At 59.6% G+C, this 21,709-nt stretch carries 20 protein-coding genes; 8 read left to right on the top strand and 12 right to left on the bottom strand.

Features of this window, described 5'->3' with window-relative positions:
• Nucleotide 1: 1 nt before the first annotated feature.
• The 5 genes from JSY17_RS24020 (at nt 2) to JSY17_RS24000 (ending at nt 4,118) form a co-directional block, all read left to right on the top strand.
• On the top strand, nt 2-766 hold the full coding sequence (locus JSY17_RS24020; protein ID WP_117164351.1) for an amino acid ABC transporter ATP-binding protein: 765 nt from the start codon (nt 2-4) through the stop codon (nt 764-766).
• A gap of 146 nt (nt 767-912) precedes the next feature.
• Nucleotides 913-2,139 (top strand): MFS transporter, encoded by a 1,227-nt coding sequence (locus JSY17_RS24015; RefSeq protein WP_200979951.1) that lies wholly within the window; start codon nt 913-915, stop codon nt 2,137-2,139.
• A gap of 158 nt (nt 2,140-2,297) precedes the next feature.
• Nucleotides 2,298-2,789, top strand: a complete 492-nt coding sequence (locus JSY17_RS24010; RefSeq protein ID WP_117164353.1) for a nuclear transport factor 2 family protein — start codon at nt 2,298-2,300, stop codon at nt 2,787-2,789.
• Complete coding sequence (locus JSY17_RS24005; protein ID WP_200999468.1) at nt 2,782-3,117, top strand: GIY-YIG nuclease family protein; 336 nt, start codon at nt 2,782-2,784, stop codon at nt 3,115-3,117. Before JSY17_RS24010 ends, JSY17_RS24005 begins: the two co-directional genes overlap by 8 nt.
• 65 nt (nt 3,118-3,182) lie before the next feature.
• Nucleotides 3,183-4,118, top strand: a complete 936-nt coding sequence (locus JSY17_RS24000) for a glutathione S-transferase family protein (protein ID WP_117184345.1) — start codon at nt 3,183-3,185, stop codon at nt 4,116-4,118.
• 250 nt (nt 4,119-4,368) lie between these two features.
• Here JSY17_RS24000 and JSY17_RS23995 read toward each other — a convergent pair whose 3' ends face one another.
• Nucleotides 4,369-4,719, bottom strand: a complete 351-nt coding sequence (locus JSY17_RS23995) for a glutaredoxin family protein (protein WP_117164357.1) — start codon at nt 4,717-4,719, stop codon at nt 4,369-4,371.
• Nucleotides 4,720-4,724: 5 nt separating this feature from the next.
• On the bottom strand, nt 4,725-5,726 hold the full coding sequence (yejK, locus tag JSY17_RS23990) for a nucleoid-associated protein YejK (RefSeq protein ID WP_117184346.1): 1,002 nt from the start codon (nt 5,724-5,726) through the stop codon (nt 4,725-4,727).
• Nucleotides 5,727-6,115: 389 nt separating this feature from the next.
• On the opposite strand from yejK, the gene JSY17_RS23985 reads away from it, so the two are divergent.
• Nucleotides 6,116-6,397 (top strand): HU family DNA-binding protein, encoded by a 282-nt coding sequence (locus JSY17_RS23985; RefSeq protein WP_020304671.1) that lies wholly within the window; start codon nt 6,116-6,118, stop codon nt 6,395-6,397.
• A 110-nt stretch (nt 6,398-6,507) separates the two neighbouring features.
• Here the strand turns inward: JSY17_RS23985 and rlmF are convergent, their stop codons facing one another.
• The 5 genes from rlmF to JSY17_RS23960 all read right to left on the bottom strand — a co-directional run bounded on the left by rlmF (nt 6,508) and on the right by JSY17_RS23960 (nt 13,064).
• A complete protein-coding gene (gene rlmF / locus JSY17_RS23980) occupies nt 6,508-7,470 on the bottom strand; it encodes a 23S rRNA (adenine(1618)-N(6))-methyltransferase RlmF (RefSeq protein ID WP_201015007.1) in 963 nt (320 codons plus the stop codon).
• Nucleotides 7,471-7,612: 142 nt separating this feature from the next.
• On the bottom strand, nt 7,613-10,459 hold the full coding sequence (locus tag JSY17_RS23975; RefSeq protein ID WP_117184348.1) for a valine--tRNA ligase: 2,847 nt from the start codon (nt 10,457-10,459) through the stop codon (nt 7,613-7,615).
• 180 nt (nt 10,460-10,639) lie between these two features.
• Nucleotides 10,640-11,080, bottom strand: coding sequence for a DNA polymerase III subunit chi (locus tag JSY17_RS23970; protein WP_206403171.1), 441 nt, complete (start codon nt 11,078-11,080; stop codon nt 10,640-10,642).
• Between the two features lie 7 nt (nt 11,081-11,087).
• A complete protein-coding gene (locus tag JSY17_RS23965) occupies nt 11,088-11,516 on the bottom strand; it encodes a DNA polymerase III subunit chi (RefSeq protein WP_117184350.1) in 429 nt (142 codons plus the stop codon).
• A 57-nt stretch (nt 11,517-11,573) separates the two neighbouring features.
• Nucleotides 11,574-13,064 carry a leucyl aminopeptidase gene (locus JSY17_RS23960; protein WP_117164363.1) on the bottom strand — a complete coding sequence of 497 codons (1,491 nt, stop codon included), beginning with the start codon at nt 13,062-13,064 and terminating at the stop codon, nt 11,574-11,576.
• A gap of 328 nt (nt 13,065-13,392) precedes the next feature.
• Here JSY17_RS23960 and lptF point away from each other — a divergent pair, with 328 nt between their 5' ends.
• Both lptF and lptG read left to right on the top strand, forming a co-directional pair.
• The gene (gene lptF, locus JSY17_RS23955) at nt 13,393-14,514 is read left to right on the top strand and encodes an LPS export ABC transporter permease LptF (protein ID WP_117184352.1); all 1,122 of its coding nucleotides are present in this window, start codon (nt 13,393-13,395) and stop codon (nt 14,512-14,514) included.
• Complete coding sequence (lptG, locus tag JSY17_RS23950; protein WP_117164365.1) at nt 14,507-15,568, top strand: LPS export ABC transporter permease LptG; 1,062 nt, start codon at nt 14,507-14,509, stop codon at nt 15,566-15,568. The genes lptF and lptG overlap by 8 nt, the downstream gene beginning before the upstream one ends.
• Before the next feature lie 50 nt (nt 15,569-15,618).
• Here lptG and JSY17_RS23945 read toward each other — a convergent pair whose 3' ends face one another.
• The 5 genes from JSY17_RS23945 to gcvH all read right to left on the bottom strand — a co-directional run bounded on the left by JSY17_RS23945 (nt 15,619) and on the right by gcvH (nt 21,247).
• Entirely contained in the window at nt 15,619-16,104 is a 486-nt protein-coding gene (locus tag JSY17_RS23945) for an RDD family protein (RefSeq protein ID WP_200979935.1), read from the bottom strand.
• A 100-nt stretch (nt 16,105-16,204) separates the two neighbouring features.
• Nucleotides 16,205-16,417, bottom strand: coding sequence for a cold-shock protein (locus JSY17_RS23940; RefSeq protein WP_007931076.1), 213 nt, complete (start codon nt 16,415-16,417; stop codon nt 16,205-16,207).
• A gap of 395 nt (nt 16,418-16,812) precedes the next feature.
• A complete protein-coding gene (gcvT, locus tag JSY17_RS23935; protein ID WP_206403169.1) occupies nt 16,813-17,937 on the bottom strand; it encodes a glycine cleavage system aminomethyltransferase GcvT in 1,125 nt (374 codons plus the stop codon).
• 60 nt (nt 17,938-17,997) lie between these two features.
• On the bottom strand, nt 17,998-20,853 hold the full coding sequence (gene gcvP / locus JSY17_RS23930) for an aminomethyl-transferring glycine dehydrogenase (protein ID WP_200979931.1): 2,856 nt from the start codon (nt 20,851-20,853) through the stop codon (nt 17,998-18,000).
• A 10-nt stretch (nt 20,854-20,863) separates the two neighbouring features.
• Complete coding sequence (gene gcvH, locus JSY17_RS23925) at nt 20,864-21,247, bottom strand: glycine cleavage system protein GcvH (RefSeq protein WP_117164372.1); 384 nt, start codon at nt 21,245-21,247, stop codon at nt 20,864-20,866.
• Nucleotides 21,248-21,709 lie beyond the last annotated feature (462 nt).

Genomic DNA, 21,709 nt, shown 5'->3' with positions numbered 1-21,709 from the left:
GATGAGTGAAGTTATCAGTAAGCCTCTGGGCGCTGAAGGCATGATCCGGATGGAAGGCGTACACAAGTGGTACGGCCAGTTCCATGTATTGAAAGACATCAACCTGAACGTGCGTCAGGGCGAACGTATCGTGTTGTGCGGCCCTTCGGGTTCGGGCAAGTCCACGACCATTCGTTGCCTGAACCGTCTGGAAGAGCACCAGCAGGGCCGCATCATCGTCGATGGCACCGAACTGACTTCCGACCTGAAGCAGATCGAAACCATCCGCCGCGAAGTCGGCATGGTGTTCCAGCACTTCAACCTGTTCCCGCACCTGACCATCCTGCAGAACTGCACGCTGGCACCGATGTGGGTTCGCAACATGCCGAAGAAAAAGGCCGAAGAAATCGCCATGCACTACCTGGAGCGCGTGCGCATCCCGGAGCAGGCCAACAAGTATCCGGGCCAGCTCTCCGGTGGTCAGCAGCAGCGTGTGGCGATTGCCCGTGCCTTGTGCATGAAGCCGAAAATCATGCTGTTCGACGAGCCGACCTCGGCACTCGACCCGGAAATGGTCAAGGAAGTACTCGACACCATGGTTTCCCTGGCCGAAGAAGGCATGACCATGCTCTGCGTAACCCACGAAATGGGCTTTGCCCGTACCGTGGCAAACCGCGTGATCTTCATGGACAAGGGCGAGATCGTCGAACAGGCTTCGCCTAACGACTTCTTCGACAACCCGCAAAGCGACCGTACCAAACTGTTCCTCAGCCAGATCATTCACTGAGTCGCAGAGGCTGCATGAAGAAACCGGACCTTGTGTCCGGTTTTTTCATGCCTGTTTTCAAGCGAACTTGTATTCGGCAAGGTTCTCCAACAGGATGCACACCCTTTGCGCTATGCGCTGCAAGACATCCTGCCCAAGAGAGACTCATGACGACCAAGGCGCCTCAGGCGAGCACGACCCCGACCCAAGACACTTCCATTCTCAAACGCCCATGGCTGCTGTTGCTGGGCCTGGTGCTGGTGGCCCTGAACCTGCGGCCTGCGCTGTCCAGCGTTGCACCATTGCTCAATGCGGTGTCCGAAAGCCTCGGGCTGTCGTCGGCCAGGGCCGGGCTTCTGACGACTTTGCCGGTGTTGTGTCTGGGGCTGTTTGCGCCATTGGCACCGAGACTCGCCAGACGCTTCGGCAGTGAGCGGGTGGTACTGGGGATTCTGCTGGTGCTGGCTGCCGGGGTTCTGCTGCGCAGCAACTTCGGTGAGGTCGGACTGTTTGCCGGGAGCCTGCTGGCCGGTGCAAGCATCGGTATCATCGGTGTCCTGCTGCCCGGTATCGTCAAGCGTGATTTCCCCCGGCAGGCCGGAGCAATGACCGGCGTCTATACCATGGCGCTGTGCCTTGGTGCCGCGATTGCCGCCGGGTTGACCGTGCCCTTGACCCAGTATTTCGATAATCGCTGGAGTGTCGGCCTGGGATTCTGGATGATCCCGGCGCTGCTGGCAGCGCTGGTCTGGTTGCCCCAGGCCCGCGAGCTGCATGCCAACCATCAGGTGGCGTATCGCGTGCGCGGTCTGTTGCGTGATCCGCTGGCCTGGCAGGTCACCCTGTATATGGGGCTGCAATCCTCCCTGGCCTATATCGTCTTCGGCTGGTTGCCTTCGGTGCTGATCGATCGCGGCATGACCCCGACCCAGGCCGGCCTGCTGCTGTCCGGTTCGATCATCGTGCAACTGGTCAGTGCCCTGAGTGCACCCTGGCTGGCGACACGTGGCAAGGATCAGCGTCTGGCCATCGTGCTCGTCATGCTGATGACTCTGGGCGGCTTGTTCGGTTGCCTGTATGCGCCGCTGGAAGGGCTGTGGGGCTGGGCGATTCTGCTGGGGCTGGGGCAGGGCGGTACGTTCAGCCTGGCTCTGGCGCTGATCGTGCTGCGCTCCCGTGATTCCCATGTGGCTTCCAACCTGTCGGGCATGGCGCAGGGTATCGGCTACACCATCGCGTCCATAGGACCGCTGGCGGTGGGCGTGGTGCATGATGTGAGCGGAAGCTGGGATTCGATCGGCTGGATTTTCGCCGCACTGGGGCTGGGGGCGATCATCGCCGGCATGGGCGCGGGTCGGGCCTTGTATGTGCAGGTATCGAGCGAGAAAATTTGACGGCGGCAGGAGCCAATTTATTCGCGAAGGCACCTTCGCGGATGAATTCGCACCTGGCGGGTTGCTGAAGGGCACCATTTATCCTGCGAATGATGATGGCAAAGTGTCGATTTGCCGCTTATCGTTCACCTTCTTTTGCTCCCAATGGACCTGAATGCATGAGCAACGAACAAAAAATGCAAATCAACAACGCCTTGATCATCCGTTTCTATGAGGCGTTTGCCCGTCTGGATGCCGAAGGCATGGCTGCCTGCTACAGCGATGACGTGCTGTTCAGCGACCCGGTCTTCGGCGAACTGCGTGGCAAGCAGGCCGGTGACATGTGGCGCATGCTGACTTCCCGTGCCCAGGATTTCTCGGTGGTCTTCGACAATGTCCGCGCCGATGAGCGCAGCGGCGGTGCGCACTGGGTCGCCACTTACCTGTTCAGCCAGACAGGCCGCACCGTGGTCAATAACATCCAGGCTCGTTTCGTGTTCCGTGACGGCAAGATCTGCGAACATCATGACCACTTTGACCTGTGGCGCTGGTCGCGTCAGGCCTTGGGTACCAAAGGCCTGCTGCTGGGCTGGACGCCGCTGGTGCAGAACGCGATTCGTGCCCAGGCCCAGAAAGGGCTCAAGGCGTTTACCCAAAAGCCCCATGCCTGACGCCATGAATGCCGCGATCGATGTTGCAGCACCTGTCGACAAGCCCTGGTTTGTCTATCTGGTGCGTGCAGCCAATGGTTCGCTGTATTGCGGCATCAGTGATGATCCTTATCGACGCTTTGCCGATCACCAGAGTGGCAAGGGCGCACGTTTCTTCCATTCCAGTCCGGCGGTCGCGCTGGTCTATGTCGAGGTCTGGGGCAGCAAGGGCGAGGCATTGCGTCAGGAGCGTCTGATCAAGAAGCTGCGCAAGAGCGCCAAGGAAGTCCTGGCCTCCAGTTATACGGGGTCTCCGATCACTCAGCGTGATGCCGTGTCATCAGCCTGATCCTGTAGGCTGCCCGGGTGCAGGGAGGTAAGCTGTTGCTTTTCCTGCGCCTGAGAGGCCAAAGCATGTCAGAGCTGATTCTTCATCATTACCCTGCATCGCTGTTTGCCGAAAAAGCCCGCCTGATGCTCGGTTTCAAGGGCTTGTCCTGGCGGTCGGTGATCATACCGCCGGTCATGCCCAAGCCAGACCTGACGGCCCTGACCGGTGGTTATCGCAAGACCCCGGTGTTGCAGATCGGTGCGGATATCTACTGCGATACAGCATTGATCGCGCGTCGCCTGGAACAGGAAAAGACCTCCCCGACCTTTTATCCCGAAGGCCAGGAGTTCACGGTAGCCGGTCTTGCTGCCTGGGGCGATTCGGTGCTGTTCATGCATGCAGTCAGTCTGGTGTTCCAGCCCGCTTCCCTGGCCGTGCGTTTTGCCAAGGTACCTCCTGAAGCCTTGAAGACCTTTGTTGCGGACAGGTCGACACTGTTCGATGGCGGAAGCGCTTCGCGTCTGCCGCTGGAGCAGGCGCAGCATCAATGGCCCACACTGATGGGGCGGCTTGAGCAGCAACTGGAGCGCAATGGCGACTTCCTGTTTGGCGAGCCTTCCATTGCCGACTTCTCGGTGGCACACACTCTCTGGTTCCTCAAGCAGACTCCCGTGACCTCACCGCTGGTGGATGATTATCCGGCAGTATCGGCCTGGCTTGGGCGGGTGCTGGGCTTCGGTCATGGCGCACACAACGAACTCACAGCTGCCGAAGCCATCCAGATCGCCGCCGATGCCACGCCTGCCGCATTGCCCGATGAGGTGTTTGTCGACCCCAATGGTTTCAAGGCCGGTGATCGTGTTGCGATTTCGGCTGTCGATTACGGTGTGGAAGCGGTGGAAGGGGAACTGGTATTCAGTGGCCGCGAGGAACTGATCCTGCGCCGTGAAGACCCGCGGGCAGGCGTGGTGCATGTGCATTTTCCACGCTTCGGATTCCGGATCGAGAAGCGGGCGTAGATACCGTGCGGCAGGAGATCGCCCACGCTGTCGCGCAGCAAACAGGCAAGCGCGCTCCTACAGAAAAGCCTTTTAATTCATGGTGTTGCATTTATGTTTGATGAGAGGCAGCTTGCTGACGACAACGGTGAAGTCGCCAGCAAGCTGCCTCCTACAGTCCTCTGACGGACTTGCAATACTTAATGCAGACAGAGCCCATTCATTCGCGAAGCTCTTTTTCGCGAATCAGCGGAGCGCCGCCCGATTGTTCCTACTTCAGGGCCGCCAATATAGCGTCCGGCGAAAAGCCGCGAATCAGCGTCCCGTTGACATCCAGCAGCGGGATGCCGCGTCCGCCCAGGGCTTCATAGGCCTTGCGGCCTTCTGCCGACTTCTCGATGTCGTATTCGGTGAAGGCAATACCCTTGCTGTCCAGAAAGCGCCGTGTCTGCTTGCAGTAGCCGCACCACTCGGTCGCATACATCACGACCCTGGCCTGGCTGTAGCTCTGCGCAACGCTGGCCGGTTGCGGGTTGAACAGGTTCTCGATCTTGCCCCAGTTCTGATAGACCACGACCACCAGCATGATCAGCGCGAATTTCTTGAGGGTGCGCAGCAGCATGACAATCAGCGCCGTTTCAGCTGGTCGGTGAGCTGGGTTGGCAGGCCCTTGATGATCAGCGTACCGGCTTGCTCGTCGTACTCGATCTTGTCACCCAGCAGGTGTGCCTCGAAGCTGATCGACAGGCCCTCTGCGCGGCCTGTGAAGCGCCGGAACTGGTTCAGGGTGCGCTTGTCCGCCGGGATTTCAGGCGACAGGCCGTAATCCTTGTTGCGGATGTGATCGTAGAACGCACGCGGGCGGTCTTCGTCGATCAGCTCCGACAACTCCTCCAGGCCCATGGGTTCGCCCATTTTGCTCTGGCTGCTGGCGTAATCCACCAGGGTCTTGGTTTTCTCGCGGGCCGACTCTTCCGGCAGGTCTTCGCTTTCCACGAAGTCGCTGAAGGCCTTGAGCAGGGTGCGGGTTTCGCCGGGGCCGTCGACGCCTTCCTGGCAGCCGATGAAGTCGCGGAAGTACTCCGAGACTTTCTTGCCGTTCTTGCCCTTGATGAACGAGATGTACTGCTTGGACTGCTTGTTGTTCTGCCATTCCGAAATGTTGATCCGGGCAGCCAGGTGCAACTGGCCCAGATCCAGGTGTCGCGACGGGGTCACGTCCAGTTCGTCATTCACCGCCACGCCTTCGCTGTGGTGCAGCAGGGCGATGGCCAGGTAATCGGTCATGCCTTGCTGGTAATGGGCGAACAACACATGACCGCCCACCGACAGGTTCGATTCTTCCATCAGCTTCTGCAGGTGTTCCACCGAAACCCGGGAGAACGCCGTGAAATCCTTTGCACCATCCAGATACTCTTTCAGCCAGCCACTGAACGGGTGCGCGCCGGATTCGGCATGGAACAGACCCCAGGCCTTGCCCTGTTTGGCGTTATAGCTCTCGTTGAGGTCCGCCAGCATGTTCTCGATGGCCTGGGACTCGGCGAGTTCGGTATCGCGAGCGTGAAGAACAGCGGGCGTACCATCGGGTTTCTTGTCGATCAGGTGGACGATGCAGTGACGGATCGGCATGGATATCTCGGCTGGTAATGATGAAGAGCGGACGGCTCGTGCAAGGCCGTCAGTGTAACGCACGCCTGCGATAAATGGCCTTGCAGAGCCCGGTTTTCCATTCGACAGGATGTTTTGTGATCAATTTTTGAGCAAATACCGCTTAAACCTGACCAAAAGGATAGGTAAGGGCGGATATTTACCCGGCTCTGTGCTAGTTTTGCCCGGTCTTGCGCACTCTAGCGCGCCAAGCATGCAGATCGTCTACGTGTGGGCCGAACCAAATCCCGGTTTAAGTATCTACATTTCGCGATTTATCGTGGCTGCCAGCGGAGTCTGGTTCATTGCCCGGCCTTTGGCCGACGTTACGTTCTGCAATCCAAATGAATTTGATAGGGAAGGAACACCACATGGCTCTTACCAAAGACCAATTGATCGCCGATATCGCTGAAGCTATCGACGCGCCAAAAACCACCGCGCGTAATGCTCTTGAGCAGTTGGGCCAAATCGTTGCCGACCAACTGGAAAACGGTGTTGAAATCACCCTGCCGGGTATCGGCAAGCTGAAAGTTGCTGAGCGTCCAGCTCGCACCGGCCGCAACCCTTCGACTGGCGCTGCCATCGAAATCGCTGCCAAGAAAGTCATCAAGTTCGTACCGGCCAAAGTGCTGAACGACTCGATCAACAAGTAAGCTCACGCTTGCTGTGAAAAAGCCGTGCGCCGGATAACCGGGCACGGCTTTTTTGGTTCCTGTGGGAGCGAATCGGGCGGCGCTCCGCTCATTCGCGAATGAATGGGTTCCTACATGAAGGTCCAGGCCACGAAGCGGCTCTGTTTCTGGCCCTGACCCATTTCCACGACCCGGCTCTGCAACACGCCGGCCCGTGCCAGCGCTGCCTGGATTGCAGGCAGGTTCGAAGCCTTGGAAACCAGGGTGCTGAACCAGCGCACCTGTTGAGGTATCTGTGAGCTTTCGTGAATCAACTGGGTCACGAAGCCGATCTCGCCACCTTCGCACCACAGCTCCTGGGATTGTCCGCCAAAATTGAGTACCGGCAGCTTACGCTTGGGGTCGGCCTTGCCCAGTGCGCGCCATTTACGCTGGCTGCCGCGTTGTGCCTCTTCCAGTGAAGAGTGGAAGGGCGGGTTGCACAGGCTCACCTCGAAGCGTTCGCTGCTGTCGAGCAGGCCCAGCAGGATGTGCTTGCGATTGGTCTGCTGACGCACGCTGATGGCCTTGCTCAAGCCGTTGGCCTTGATGATGGTCGTGGCGGAGGCGATGGCTGTGCTGTCGATATCCGAGCCTACGAAGTGCCAGCCGTAGTCGCTATGGCCCAGCAAGGGATAGATGCAGTTGGCTCCGGTGCCGATGTCCAGGGCCTTGATCGGCGCGCCGCGTGGAATTTCGCCATTGTTCTCGCTGGCCAGCAGGTCGGCGAGAAAATGCAGGTAGTCCGCGCGTCCCGGAATCGGCGGGCACAGGTAGTCGGCCGGAATATCCCAATGGGCGATGCCGTACAGGGCCTTGAGCAGCGCCCGGTTGAAGACCCGCACCGCCGCGGGGTTGGCGAAGTCGATGCTTTCCTTGCCGTAGGGGTTGAGAATCACGAACTCGGCCAGTTCCGGGCTGCTTTTGATCAGCCTGGGAAAGTCGTAGCGACCCTGATGGCGATTGCGCGGATGCAGCGTGGCCTTCTCGCGGGGTTCTGCCGGTTTGGCGGGGCGCTGGGGCTTTTTGCGGGGAGGCTTGGTGCTTTCGTTCATGATTCTGCTTCGGCCGTGATAGGTGGTGTCCGGCCTATTCGCGAGCAAGCTCGTTCCCGCGCAGTCTGTGGGAGCGAGCTTGCTCGCGAATAGGTCAGCCAATAAAAAGCCAGCCCGCGAGCGGGCTGGCCTGTCTTGTCGCTTACAAACTGGCGATGCGGGCGTGTTGCTCGGCCAGCTTGCTCAGGGCCTGTTCGGCTTCGGTCAGCTTGGCGCGTTCCTTGGCGATGACTTCAGGCGGTGCCTTGTCGACGAACGCTGCGTTGGACAGCTTGCCGCCCACGCGCTGGACTTCGCCTTGCAGACGCTGGATTTCCTTGTCCAGACGCGCCAGTTCTGCACCCTTGTCGATCAGGCCGGCCATTGGCACCAGCACTTCCATCTCGCCCACCAGACCGGTCGCCGACAGCGGCGCTTCTGCACCTTCAGCCAGTACGGTGATGGATTCGAGCTTGGCCAGCTTCTTGAGCAGGTAGTCGTTTTCGCTCAGGCGACGCTGGTCTTCGGCGTTGACGTTCTTGAGGAACAGTTGCAGCGGCTTGCCCGGGCCGATGTTCATTTCGCCACGGATGTTACGCACGGCCAGCATCAGGCCCTTGAGCCATTCGATGTCGCCTTCGGCAGCCGGGTCGATGCGGCTTTCATTGGCCACCGGCCAGGCCTGCAGCATGATGGTCTTGCCGTTGATGCCGGCCAGTGGCGCCAGACGCTGCCAGATTTCTTCGGTGATGAACGGCATGAACGGATGCGCCAGACGCAACGCGACTTCCAGCACGCGAACCAGGGTGCGACGGGTGCCGCGCTGACGTTCGATCGGAGCGTTTTCGTCCCAGAGCACAGGCTTGGACAATTCCAGATACCAGTCGCAGTACTGGTTCCAGATGAACTCGTACAGGGCTTGCGCAGCGAGGTCGAAACGGAACTGATCCAGCTGGCGGGTCACTTCGGCTTCGGTGCGTTGCAGTTGCGAGATGATCCAGCGGTCAGCCAGTGACAGTTCGACTTCTTCGCCGTTCTGGCCGCAGTCTTCGCCCTTGTCCAGCACGTAGCGCGCTGCGTTCCAGATCTTGTTGCAGAAGTTGCGATAGCCTTCGACGCGGCCCATGTCGAACTTGATGTCGCGACCGGTGGACGCCAGCGAGCAGAAGGTGAAGCGCAGGGCGTCGGTGCCGTAGCTGGCGATGCCGTCGGCGAACTCCTGACGGGTCTGCTTTTCGATCTTTTTGGCAAGCTGTGGCTGCATCAGGCCGCTGGTGCGCTTCTGCACCAGGGTTTCCAGGTCGATACCGTCGACGATATCCAGCGGGTCCAGGACGTTGCCCTTGGACTTGGACATTTTCTGACCCTGGCCATCACGTACCAGGCCATGCACATACACGGTCTTGAACGGGACTTGCGGGGTGCCGTCTTCGTTTTTCACCAGATGCATGGTGAGCATGATCATCCGGGCGACCCAGAAGAAAATGATGTCGAAGCCGGTGACCAGCACGTCGGTGGAGTGGAAGGTTTCCAGTGCCTTGGTCTTTTCCGGCCAGCCCAGGGTGGAGAAGGTCCACAGGCCCGAGCTGAACCAAGTGTCGAGTACGTCGTTGTCCTGTTGCAGCGCAACGTCCGGCCCCAGATTGTGCTTGGCGCGGACTTCGGCTTCGTCGCGACCGACGTAGACCTTGCCCGACTCGTCGTACCATGCCGGGATACGGTGGCCCCACCAGAGCTGACGGCTGATGCACCAGTCCTGGATGTCGCGCATCCACGAGAAGTACATGTTCTCGTATTGCTTGGGCACGAAGGCGATGCGGCCGTCTTCCACGGCAGCGATGGCCGGCTCGGCCAATGGCTTGGTGGATACGTACCACTGGTCGGTCAGCCACGGCTCGATGACGGTGCCGGAGCGGTCGCCTTTCGGGACTTTCAGGGCGTGGTCGTCGACGCTGACCAGCAGGCCGGCGGCGTCGAAGGCGGCAACGATCTGCTTGCGGGCTTCGAAGCGGTCCAGGCCGGCGTATTCGGCAGGCAGACGGCCATCGATGGATTCGTTGAGTGTGCCGTCGAGGTTGAACACCTGAGCGGCAGGCAGTACCGAAGCGTTCTTGTCGAAGATGTTCAGCAGCGGCAGGTTGTGGCGCTTGCCGACTTCGTAGTCGTTGAAATCGTGAGCCGGGGTGATTTTCACGCAACCGGTGCCGAATTCAGGATCGCAGTAGTCGTCGGCGATGATCGGGATGCGACGGCCAACCAGTGGCAGCTCGACGAACTTGCCGATCAGTGCCTTGTAACGCTCGTCCTCAGGGTTTACCGCGACGGCCGCGTCACCCAGCATGGTTTCCGGGCGAGTGGTGGCAACGATCAGGTAATCCAGGCCTTCAGCGGTTTTCGCGCCATCGGCCAGTGGGTAGCGCAGGTTCCACAGATGACCTTTCTCGTCGTGGTTCTCCACTTCCAGGTCGGAAATCGCGGTGTGCAGCTTGGTGTCCCAGTTGACCAGACGCTTGCCACGGTAGATCAGGCCGTCTTCATGCAGACGAACGAAGGCTTCCTGTACGGCGGCGGACATGCCGTCGTCCATGGTGAAGCGCTCGCGGCTCCAGTCAACGGACGAGCCCAGGCGACGGATCTGACGGCTGATGTTGCCGCCCGACTCGGCTTTCCATTCCCAGACCTTTTCCAGAAACTTCTCGCGACCCAGGTCGTGACGATTCAGGCCCTGAGCCTCGATGCGACGCTCTACCAGCATCTGCGTGGCGATACCCGCATGGTCGGTACCCGGCTGCCACAGGGTATTGCGGCCCTGCATGCGACGGAAGCGGATCAGGGCATCCATGATCGCGTTGTTGAAACCATGCCCCATGTGCAGGCTGCCGGTCACGTTCGGCGGCGGAATCATGATGGTGTAGGAGTCACCCGCGCCCTGCGGAGCGAAATAGTTTTCGGACTCCCAGGTCTGGTACCAGGAAGTTTCGATGGCGTGCGGCTGGTAAGTCTTGTCCATGCGCGGCGGGACCCTGTGGCATTGATTCAGAAAAGCCGACAAGTATAGACCGGGGGGGAGTTGCAGGCTACAAGCGGTAAGCTGCAGGTTGAAAGCTACAAGCTACAAGCTACAAGCTACAAGCTACAAGCTGCAAGCGGAGAGCTTTTTCTTGCCGCTTGAGGCTTGTCGCTTGCAGCTTCAGAGCTTTCCGCTTGCCGCTGAGGCTAAAAGCCTCTCTACCCTTGCCTCGAGCCGGCGCTTTATCTCCGTCTCGATATGCGGTGCAAAGTCGTCGATCACGTCTTGCATGATCAATTGCGCTGCGGCCCGCAGTTCTCTGTCCAGATGCAGCAGGGCATCGGGGTTCGGGCCGGGTTGCGGTTCTGCAGCGGGCTCGGGGGCTGCTGCTTGCACTGCTGTGTCGGGCTGCAGCGTCGGAATGTCCGGGTTGTCGTAATCCGCTTCCGGTGTTCTGTCGGGCTTGTTGCCGACGACGTCGAACAGCAACGGGATCTGGACTTCGCGGTGGACAGTATCCGTCAGCAGGGGCGGTTGCAGGTTGTCATCGCCGAGCAGTTGGCGGATCGATTCGAGATCGTCCAGCAGAAGCGCAGGTTCAGCTTTTTTTGAAGTATCCATCGTGTACTCAAAGACGCTGTAGTCGGTGATCTTGCGGAGGATAACCCTGTTCGCGGTACGAGCGGAAACTCTCTCGTGCCGCCAGACGTATTGCCGGCTCTTCGACGACCACTTCCGCCACCCGGGCGAAGCGTTTGAAGAAGGTCGGGATGCGCAGGTCGAGGTTGACCAGCAGGTCCTGATGTTGCCCCGGATCGTCCCCAAGGCCCAGTACCACCGGGGCCTCTTGATCGCTTTCGGCTTCGCCGTGGGGCAGGAAGACTTCACCCTTGAAACGCCACAGCCGGGCGTCGAGGTCTTCACGCTGGGCGGCATCGCTGCAATGCAGATAGACCTTGTGACCCAGGCGCCAGGCTTTTTCCGTCAGCTTGCAGGCGAAATCCAGGCGTGCCGCAGGATCGGCGCTGGGGAGAATGTAAAAGTCGACTTGAGTCATTTCTGTTCCAGATCAGGCGGGATATCGACCAGCAAGGCCGATATCCCGCCTGGCATCTTATGCGCCGGCGCGGTCGAGCAGGTATTGGGTCAGCAGCGGAACCGGACGACCGGTTGCGCCTTTTTCCTTGCCACCGCTCAGCCATGCAGTGCCGGCGATGTCCAGGTGCGCCCAGTCATAAGACTTGGTGAAGCGCGACAGGAAGCAGGCCGCGGTGATGGTGCCGCCTTTCGGGCCGCCAATGTTGGCGATGTCGGCGAACGGGCTGTCCAGTTGCTCCTGGTACTCATCGAACAGCGGCAGTTGCCAGGCACGGTCGTCGGCCATTTTGCCAGCGTCCAGCAGTTGATTGATCAGCACGTCGTTGTTGCCCAGCAGGCCTGTGGTATGGCCACCCAGCGCAACCACACAGGCGCCGGTCAGGGTCGCGATGTCGATGACCGCCTGCGGCTTGAAGCGCTCGGCGTAGGTCAGAGCATCGCACAGGACCAGACGGCCTTCGGCGTCGGTGTTGAGGATTTCGACGGTCTGGCCGCTCATGGTCTTGACGATATCGCCCGGACGGGTCGCGGTGCCGCTCGGCATGTTCTCGGCGCAGGCCAGGATGCAGACCAGATTGATCGGCAGTTGCAGCTCGAGCACGGAGCGCAGGGTGCCGAACACGCTGGCGGCACCGCACATGTCGAACTTCATCTCGTCCATGCCGGCTGCCGGCTTGATGCTGATGCCGCCGGTATCGAAGGTGATGCCCTTGCCGACCAGCACGAAAGGTTTTTCGCTTTTCTTGCCGCCCTGGTAGTTCATGACGATCAGGCGCGGCGGCTGGGCGCTGCCCTGAGCCACGGCCAGGAACGAGCCCATGCCCAGTTCGGCCAGTTTTTTCTCGTCGTGCACTTCGACCTTGAGGTTCTTGTGGGCCTTGCCCAGTGCCTTGGCTTCTTCGCCCAGGTAAGTCGGGTGGCAGATGTTGGGCGGCAGATTGCCCAGATCGCGGGTGAAAGCCATGCCCTTGGCGATGGCCTGGGCGTGGGTGGCTGCGCGTTCTACATCGGCAACGCTGGCCTTGGCGGTCAGCAGGGTGATTTTCTTCAGGGCGCGAGGTTCGGCTTTCTGGCTCTTGAAGCGGTCGAACACGTATTCGCCGTCAGCCAGGGTTTCCACCAGCAGGCGGGCCTTGCCGTAAGTGTCGCGATTTTTCACCGCCACCTGATCCAGGGCGATGGCGGCATCGCTGCCACCCAGGCTCTTGAGGGTCGAGAGCGCGCTGGCGATGACTTTCTTGAATTGACGATCCGACAGTTCGGTTTCCTTGCCGATACCCACCAGCAGGACGCGCTCGGCCTTGAGGTTGGGCAGGCTGTGCAGCAACAGGCTCTGACCAACCTTGCCTGCCAGATCGCCGCGCTTGAGAACGGCGGCAATGGCACCGCCGCTGAGCGTGTCCACGCTTTGAGCCGCGGTGCCCAGAACGCGATTTTCGCCCACGGCAACCACCAGGGTGGCGGTCTTCAAGGTTTCTGGGCTTACGCTTTTAACAACCAATTCCATGTCGGGTCCCCGAATAGACTGCGAGCTTTCGCAAAATGAATGATGTGTGCGGCAAGTCGAAGCCTTGTGCAGCCGACGCCAGCGTCAAGCCTTGCAGTTTGACCCCGCTTTGCAGCCGCTGACAACCCCGAACAACAGCTCGTACGGTCTGTGTAGGAAGTTGTTGTGAGATCTATCCAGACCGCGCAGTGACAGGAACACTCAATCACAGGATAATGCCGCATATTTTTTGGCGGCTCGCACCTTTGCCGGGTGTGAATGTCTGGTTGCCGTGGCTCATTTTTTCCTTGTTCGGCTGCCTGAGCCTGACAACTCTGGAGTGTCTGGTTTGATTGTCTTCCGTTATCTGTCCCGAGAAGTGCTGATCACCTTGAGCGCGGTAAGCGCTGTATTGCTGGTGATCATCATGAGTGGGCGCTTCATCAAGTACCTGGCCCAGGCTGCTTCGGGTGCGCTCGATCCGGGCGTGCTCTTCATGATCATGGGCTTCCGTCTGCCGGGCTTCCTGCAGTTGATCCTGCCGCTGGGGTTGTTCCTCGGTATTCTGCTGGCATATGGCCGTCTGTACCTGGAAAGTGAAATGACCGTGCTTGCCGCTACCGGCATGAGTCAGCAGCGTCTGCTCGCTATCACCATGGCTCCGGCTGCCGTCGTGGCACTGCTGGTTGCCTGGCTGAGCTTCAGCCTCGCGCCGCAAGGCGCAACCCAGTTTTCGCTGCTGATCAACAAGCAGGATGCGATGACCGAGTTCGACACCCTGGTACCGGGTCGTTTTCAGGCGTTGCGCGACGGTACGCGGGTTACCTACACCCAGGAGCTGTCCGAGGACCGCACCAACCTGAGCGGCGTGTTCATTTCCGAGCGGCGTATTCCCACCGACAAGAACAAGGAACCGAGCATCACCGTGCTGGTAGCCGACAAGGGCCACCAGGAAGTACGTGCGGATGGCAGCCGTTTCCTGATTCTTGAAAACGGCTACCGTTACGACGGTAATCCGGGGCAGGCCGATTATCGGGCGGTCAAATACGACACCTATGGCGCGATGCTGCCCAAGCCGGAAATCAGCGAAGACGTCACCGATCGTGAAGCGATTCCCACCAGCGAGCTGATCGGCAACGACACGCCACGCTATCGGGCCGAGTTGCAATGGCGTATCTCGCTGCCGATCCTGGTCTTCATCGTGACCCTGATGGCTGTGCCGCTGGCACGGGTCAACCCGCGTCAAGGGCGTTACCTGAAGCTGCTGCCGGCGATTCTGCTGTACATGTCCTACCTGACCATCCTGATTGCCGTGCGTGGCGCCCTGGAGAAAGGCAAGCTGCCGCTCGGCCTTGGCATGTGGTGGGTCCACGGGATTTTCCTGCTGATAGGCATGGCATTGATTTACTGGGAGCCATTGCGGCTGAAAATGGCGAGTCGCCGTAGCGTAGCGGAGGTGGCTCGTGGTTAAGCTCGATCGATACATTGGTAAAAGCGTATTCCTGGCGATCATGGCGGTGCTGGGGATCATTCTGGGTCTGGCTTCGCTGTTCGCCTTCATCGACGAGATGGGCGATATCAGCGACAGCTACACACTGATGGATGCCGGCAGCTTCGTTCTGATGACCGCCCCGCGGCGGGTCTACGACATGTTGCCGATGGCCGCCCTGATCGGTTGCCTGATCGGCCTGGGTACCCTGGCCAGCAGCAGCGAACTGACTATCATGCGTGCCGCCGGTGTGTCGATTGCACGCATCGTATGGGCGGTCATGAAGCCCATGCTGTTCCTGATGGCTGCCGGTGTGCTGGTGGGCGAGTATGTTGCGCCCTACGCCGAAAACCAGGCTCAGGCCGCCCGCTCGCTGGCTCAGGGCAGCGGCGATTCCCAGAGTGCCAAGCATGGCCTGTGGCACCGTCAGGGCGATGAGTTCATCCACATCAACACGGTTCAGCCCAACGGGCTGATGTATGGCGTGACGCGCTATCGCTTCGATGAGCAGCACCACATGCTGACGTCGAGCTTTGCCAGACAGGCCAACTACATGACCGACTACTGGGAGCTGAAGGACGTCAGCACCACGTATTTCCGTGATGGCAGCACCGAGGTCATCAACACTCCGGTGGAACGTTGGGAAGTCTCCCTCAGCCCGCAACTGCTGAGCACGGTCATCATGCCGCCCGAGTCGCTGTCGATTTCCGGCCTGTGGAGCTACGCCCACTATCTGGCGGATCAGGGCTTGAGCAATGGTCGTTACTGGCTGGCCTTCTGGACCAAGGTCCTGCAGCCGCTGGTGACTGTGGCGCTGGTGCTGATGGCTATCTCGTTTATCTTCGGCCCGCTGCGCTCCGTGACTCTGGGGCAACGTGTCTTCACGGGTGTGCTGGTCGGCTTTACCTTCCGCATCATTCAGGATCTGCTGGGCCCGTCGAGTCTGGTGTTCGGTTTCTCGCCGCTGTTCGCGGTGCTGGTACCGGCGGGTGCCTGCGCCCTGGCAGGTGTGTTGTTGCTTCGCCGCGCTGGATGATCATTCAGTGAGTTGAAAAAGCCGACCTTGAGTCGGCTTTTTCATGGGCGCTATTTCTGTCTGGGAACCCGCACCAGTCGGGTGTTGGAGTAGAGGTCATGCCAGGTGCGCTGCTGCTTGTCGAACAGGCTCCAGACAAAGCCCAGCCCCAGGCACAGCCAGGACGCGATTGACACGATAAAGCGCAGCAGCGCCTGCATCAGGCTGATAGCGGTGCCGTCGGCGTTCTGCACGCGAATGCCCCATACCTGCATGCCCAGCGTCTGGCCGCCATGGGTCCAGAACTTGGCAAAGAAGCCGAAGGTGACCAGCAGGAGAATGGAGGAGAGCAGGGGATCGCCATCCAGCGAACCGGATTCGGACAGGACGCGCAGTCTGGCCTCGCCGATGAAAGCCATCAGCACCAGCTTGTAGAGGAATGCGGTAACCAGTTGCAGGGCGAAGCAGAGGAAGGCGTCGTAACAGATGGCTGCCAGACGTCGAGCAAGGCCGGCGGGGGCGAAATCGCCTTGCGGTCGAAGCAGGTGTTTGGACATTGCGAAGCTCTCGATTACGGTCAAGACCGCATCTTACGAAATCGCGTCCATAAAAAAGCCCCTGAGATCAATAAATCAGGGGCTTTTCGGGCTTTGGTTATTAACCTTCGGCCTGTACTTCATCTGCCTGCATGCCTTTCTGGCCCTGCACGGCGATGAAGGTCACTTTCTGGCCTTCTTTCAGGCTCTTGAAGCCGTTACCTTGAATTGCGCGGAAATGTACGAACAGATCCGGACCGCTTTCTGGAGTGATAAAACCAAAACCTTTTTCGTCGTTGAACCACTTGACGGTGCCGCTCTGACGTTGAGACATTTTCTTATTTCCTTGACGCTTGAATTGGTGACAGCCTCTTTCACACGAAAGAGTACTGGGGCTGGTTGCAAGAAGTAAGAAACGTAGAACGGGATGTAGCAACGCTTTGAGCTACTGCCCAGGTCCAGATTCAGCGACCTATGCAAACACAGTCAGGAAACTCTACGCCAACTCTCGTTACAAAAACAAGCCCCGGTTTGCCCCTTGTTTTCATGCTCCTCGATGAGTTGCAGAGATCTTCCAGCGAGGGTGCAAAACTGCCCGATCATGGACCGTTCATGCACTTTGTCGGGGCATTGTTTTCGACGACAAAAACCCTGTTGCCCGACTCTCGAAAAGAGTCATGCAACAGGGTAATCGTGCCATGAATAATTGCTGTTTTTTTGACGCCGTTATTAACCGCGGAAGTAACGTTGTGCAACAAAAGGCATTTTGCTTACCAGCATCGGGACTTTCTTGCCACGTACCATCGCCCAGACCGGCGTATTCAGCGCAGCGAAGTGGCTGTCCAGATAACCCATCGCCAGGGGACCGCCCAGCGTCGGGCCAAAACCGCCGCTGCAAACACTGCCGATTGTCTGGCCTTCTGCATCGACGATTTCGGTGCCTTCACGCACCGGTGTACGTTCCTGCGGTAACAGGCCGACACGTTTTTTTTCTACGCCGGCCTGCTGCTGGACGAATATTTTTTCGGCACCGGGGAATCCTCCGGCACGAACACCTTCGGCGCGCCGGGCCTTGGAGATTGCCCACAACAGGCTGGCTTCTACGGGTGACGTCTCGGCGTTCATGTCATGGCCGTACAGGCACAGACCGGCTTCCAGACGCAGCGAATCACGGGCACCCAGGCCGATTGGAGCCACTTCCGGCTCTTGCAGCAGGCGACGCGCCAGTGCTTCGGCCTGTGTGGCAGGAACCGAAATTTCATAACCGTCTTCGCCTGTGTAGCCCGAGCGGCTCACATAGCATTCGATACCCAGCAGCGTGACACGGGTGAACTGCATGAAGGTCATGCTCGCTACCTGTGGGGCCAGACGAGCGAGCACGACCGCTGCCAGCGGGCCCTGAAGGGCGAGCAGGGCTCGCTCTTCAAACAGGGGTTCTATGGTGCACCGAGAGCCCAGATGCTTGCGCAGATGCGCCAGGTCTTCGTTCTTGCAGGCGGCATTGACCACCAGCATCAGTTGATCGTTGCCCAGATTGGCGACCATCAGGTCATCGAGGATGCCGCCGTTTTCGTTGGTGAACATCGCATAGCGCTGCATGCCGACCGGCAGATCGATGATGTCCACCGGGACCAGGGTTTCCAGTGCCTGCGCAGCATCGGCACCGGTCAGAAGAATCTGGCCCATGTGCGAAACATCGAACAGACCGGCTTTTTCACGGGTGTGAAGGTGTTCTTTCATTACGCCGGCCGGATATTGCACAGGCATGTCGTAACCGGCGAAAGGCACCATTTTTGCGCCGAGTTCGCGGTGCAGGGTGTGTAGCGGTGTGGTCAGCAATTGTTCTGTTGGCATGATGGATTCCGTTTGGAGAGGAGGCCTTCGCGAATGAATGTTTTCGCGAAGGCTGGGCGATCACGCCTCTTGGTAGCTTTCGATGGACGGACAGGCGCAGACCAGATTGCGGTCGCCGAACACGTTGTCGACACGACCCACAGGTGGCCAGTATTTGCCCTCGATCAGCGATTCGACCGGGTACACGGCCTGCTCGCGGCTGTACGGATGGCTCCATTGACCGGCGATTTCCGCAGCGGTGTGCGGAGCGTTTTTCAGCGGGTTGTCATCCTTGTCCAGGGTGCCGTTTTCCACCGCGTGGATTTCTTCGCGGATCTTGATCATGGCCTCGCAGAAGCGGTCCAGCTCTTCCTTGGATTCGCTCTCGGTCGGCTCGATCATCAGAGTGCCAGCCACCGGGAACGACATGGTCGGAGCGTGGAAGCCGAAGTCGATCAGGCGCTTGGCAACGTCATCGACGCTGATGCCGCTGGTTTCCTTGAGCGGGCGCAGGTCCAGAATGCATTCGTGGGCCACCAGACCGTTGCTGCCGGTGTAGAGCACCGGGTAATGGTCTTCCAGGCGACGGGAGATGTAGTTGGCGTTGAGAATCGCCAGTTGCGAAGCGCGCTTGAGGCCTTCGCCGCCCATCATGCGAATGTACATCCAGGTGATTGGCAGAATACTGGCACTGCCGAATGGCGCTGCGCAGACTGCACCTTCCTTGCGTTCCATCTGGCCGTGGCCGGGCAGGAACGGGGTCAGGTGCGACTTCACGCCGATCGGGCCGACGCCCGGGCCGCCACCGCCGTGCGGGATGCAGAAGGTCTTGTGCAGGTTCAGGTGCGAAACGTCGCCGCCGAACTTGCCCGGTGCGCAGAGGCCGACCATGGCATTCATGTTGGCACCGTCGATGTAAACCTGGCCGCCGTTGTCATGGATGATGCCGCAGATTTCGCGGATGCCTTCCTCGAACACGCCATGGGTCGAAGGGTAGGTGATCATCAGTGCCGCGAGTTGATCGCGGTGTTCGATGGCCTTGGCGCGCAGGTCTTCGATATCGACGTTGCCGCGAGCGTCGCAGGCAGTCACCACCACGCGCATCCCCGCCATATGCGCGGTGGCCGGGTTGGTGCCGTGGGCGGACGACGGGATCAGGCAGATATCTCGGGCTTCGTCGCCACGGCTCTGGTGGTAGGCGCGGATCGCCAGCAGGCCTGCGTATTCGCCTTGGGAACCGGCGTTGGGTTGCAGGGAGATGGCGTCGTAACCGGTGGCGGCGCAGAGCATCGTTTCCAGTTCGCTGGTCAGTTGCTGGTAGCCGGCGCTTTGCTCGGCAGGTGCGAACGGATGCAGGTTGCCGAACTCGGCCCAGGTGACCGGGATCATTTCGCTGGCAGCATTGAGCTTCATGGTGCAGGAGCCCAGCGGAATCATGGTGCGGTCCAGCGCCAGATCCTTGTCGGCCAGCTTGCGCAGGTAACGCATCAGCTCGGTTTCGGAATGATAGCGGTTGAAGACCGGATGGCTGAGGATCGCCGATTGACGCGCCAGGGCCTTGGGCAGATAAGACTTGGCACTGGAAGCCAGGGTTGCGAAGTCCGGCAGGCTCTGACCGTCGGCGGCAAAAATCGCCCACAGGGTTTCGACGGCCGACTGCGAGGTGGTTTCGTCGAAGGACAGGCCCAGGTATTCAGTGTTGATTTCACGCAGATTGATATGGTGCGCGCGTGCTTTGGCGTGCAGCGAGGCGGTTTTGCCACCGGTGTTGATCGTCAGGCTGTCGAAGAAGAATTCCTGTTCGACTTTCAGGCCCAGCTGGTTCAGGCCTTCTGCGAAGATCGCGGTCATGCGATGCACGCGGTTGGCGATTTGCGTCAGTCCCGCAGGCCCGTGGTAGACGGCATACATGCTGGCGATGTTGGCCAGCAGCACTTGTGCGGTGCAGATGTTGCTGGTGGCTTTCTCGCGACGGATATGTTGCTCGCGGGTCTGCATGGCCAGGCGCAGGGCCTGTTTGCCGTGGCGATCCACCGATACACCGACCAGACGGCCCGGCATGTCGCGTTTGAAAGCATCGCGAGTGGAGAAATACGCCGCATGCGGACCGCCGAAGCCCAGCGGCACACCGAAACGCTGGGCGCTGCCGATGGCCACGTCGGCACCGAATTCGCCCGGTGGCGTCAGCAGAGTCAGAGCCAGCAGGTCGGCTGCCACCGCCACCAGAGCGTTGACGCTGTGGAAACGTTCGATCAGTTCGCGGTAGTCGAACACATCGCCATTGCTGGCCGGGTATTGCAGCAGCGCGCCGAAGTAGTCGCTGACATCGCCCAGTTCCGCTTCATCGGCCACGACAACGGTAATACCCAATGGCTCGGCACGGGTGCGCAGCACGTCCAGGGTTTGCGGGTGACAATGGGCCGAAGCGAAGAAGTGCTGGCTGCCCTTGTTCTTGCTCAGGCGCTTGCAGAAGGTCATGGCTTCTGCGGCGGCAGTGGCTTCGTCCAGCAGCGATGCGTTGGCAATCGGCAGGCCGGTGAGGTCGCTGATCAGGGTCTGGAAGTTGAGCAGCGACTCCAGGCGGCCTTGGGAAATCTCTGGCTGATACGGCGTGTAGGCGGTGTACCAGGCCGGGTTTTCCAGCAGGTTGCGCAGGATCGGAGCCGGGGTGTGGGTGTTGTAGTAACCCTGGCCGATGTAGGTCTTGAACAACTGGTTCTTGCTGGCGATGGCCTTGATCGATGCCAGGGCATCCGCTTCGCTCTGGCCAGCCGGCAGGTTCAGAACGCTGGTGCCCTTGATGCTTTGCGGGATCACGCTTTCGCTCAGTGCTTCGATGGAGTCGAAGCCCAGGGTTTTCAGCATGGCCTGCTCGTCGCTGGCACGTGGGCCGATGTGGCGGGCAATGAATTCGTTGGCGGTGTTCAGGTCAGTCATGGCTCGCTCCTCAGGCTTCAGCGTTGGCTTTGATCAGTCGGTCATAGGCGTCCTGATCCAACAGGCCGTGAATGGCATTGGCGTCTTGCGGGATGAAGCGAAAGAACCAGCCTGCGCCCAGCGCATCTTCGTTGACCAGTTCCGGGGTGCTGTCGAGTTCGGAGTTGACGGCGACCACCTCGCCATCCAGCGGCATATTGATGCTGCTGGCGGCTTTTACCGATTCCACTACCGAGACTTCAGCGTGTTGAGTGTAGGTCTGTAATTCGGGGAGCTGTACAAAGACCACATCACCGAGCGATTCCTGTGCATAAGGTGTGATGCCTACCGTGACACTGCCATCGGCTTCGGCCCGCAGCCATTCGTGTTCAACGGTGAATCGCAACTCGCTCATAACAACTCCTCAAGGGTAAAGACCGCGGCTGATGCCGGCATAATGCGAGGCTCAGTAGCAATTTTGCGGCCAATATGGATTTGTTGTTTTAAATCAATGATTTGTGATGTTTTTGGGGTACGATTGAAATGAGGGGTGTAGCGAAATCGATACAGTAATGCAGGGCTGCAAAATTCCCGTCTGATCAAAGCCTTGCAGGTTGGGGATCGGAGAAGTTTGGAGTGAATTCGTTACGGTGGAATGATTTTGTTACGGTTGGTCGTGAATGAATGGACTCTGCCCTCGTTAAGTGTTGTGGTCTCTCTGGTACAGCGCTGGTAATGCTGTGGGAGTTCGCTCATCGCCCCGGTGCCGCGCTGTCGCGCAGCAAACAGGTGCCGCGTGGTTGCCGATTGAAGGTTCGGCTTGAGGCCGCCTTGCGCCTTTACGGCGCGTCACTTTGGTTTCGGCCAAAGTAACCAA

Origin of the sequence: Pseudomonas capsici, from assembly GCF_017165765.1 — a bacterium.
GTDB classification, from domain to species: Bacteria; Pseudomonadota; Gammaproteobacteria; order Pseudomonadales; family Pseudomonadaceae; genus Aquipseudomonas; species Aquipseudomonas capsici.
The sequence above is the reverse complement of the archived record's forward strand: the minus strand, read 5'-3'. Positions and strand labels throughout refer to the sequence as shown.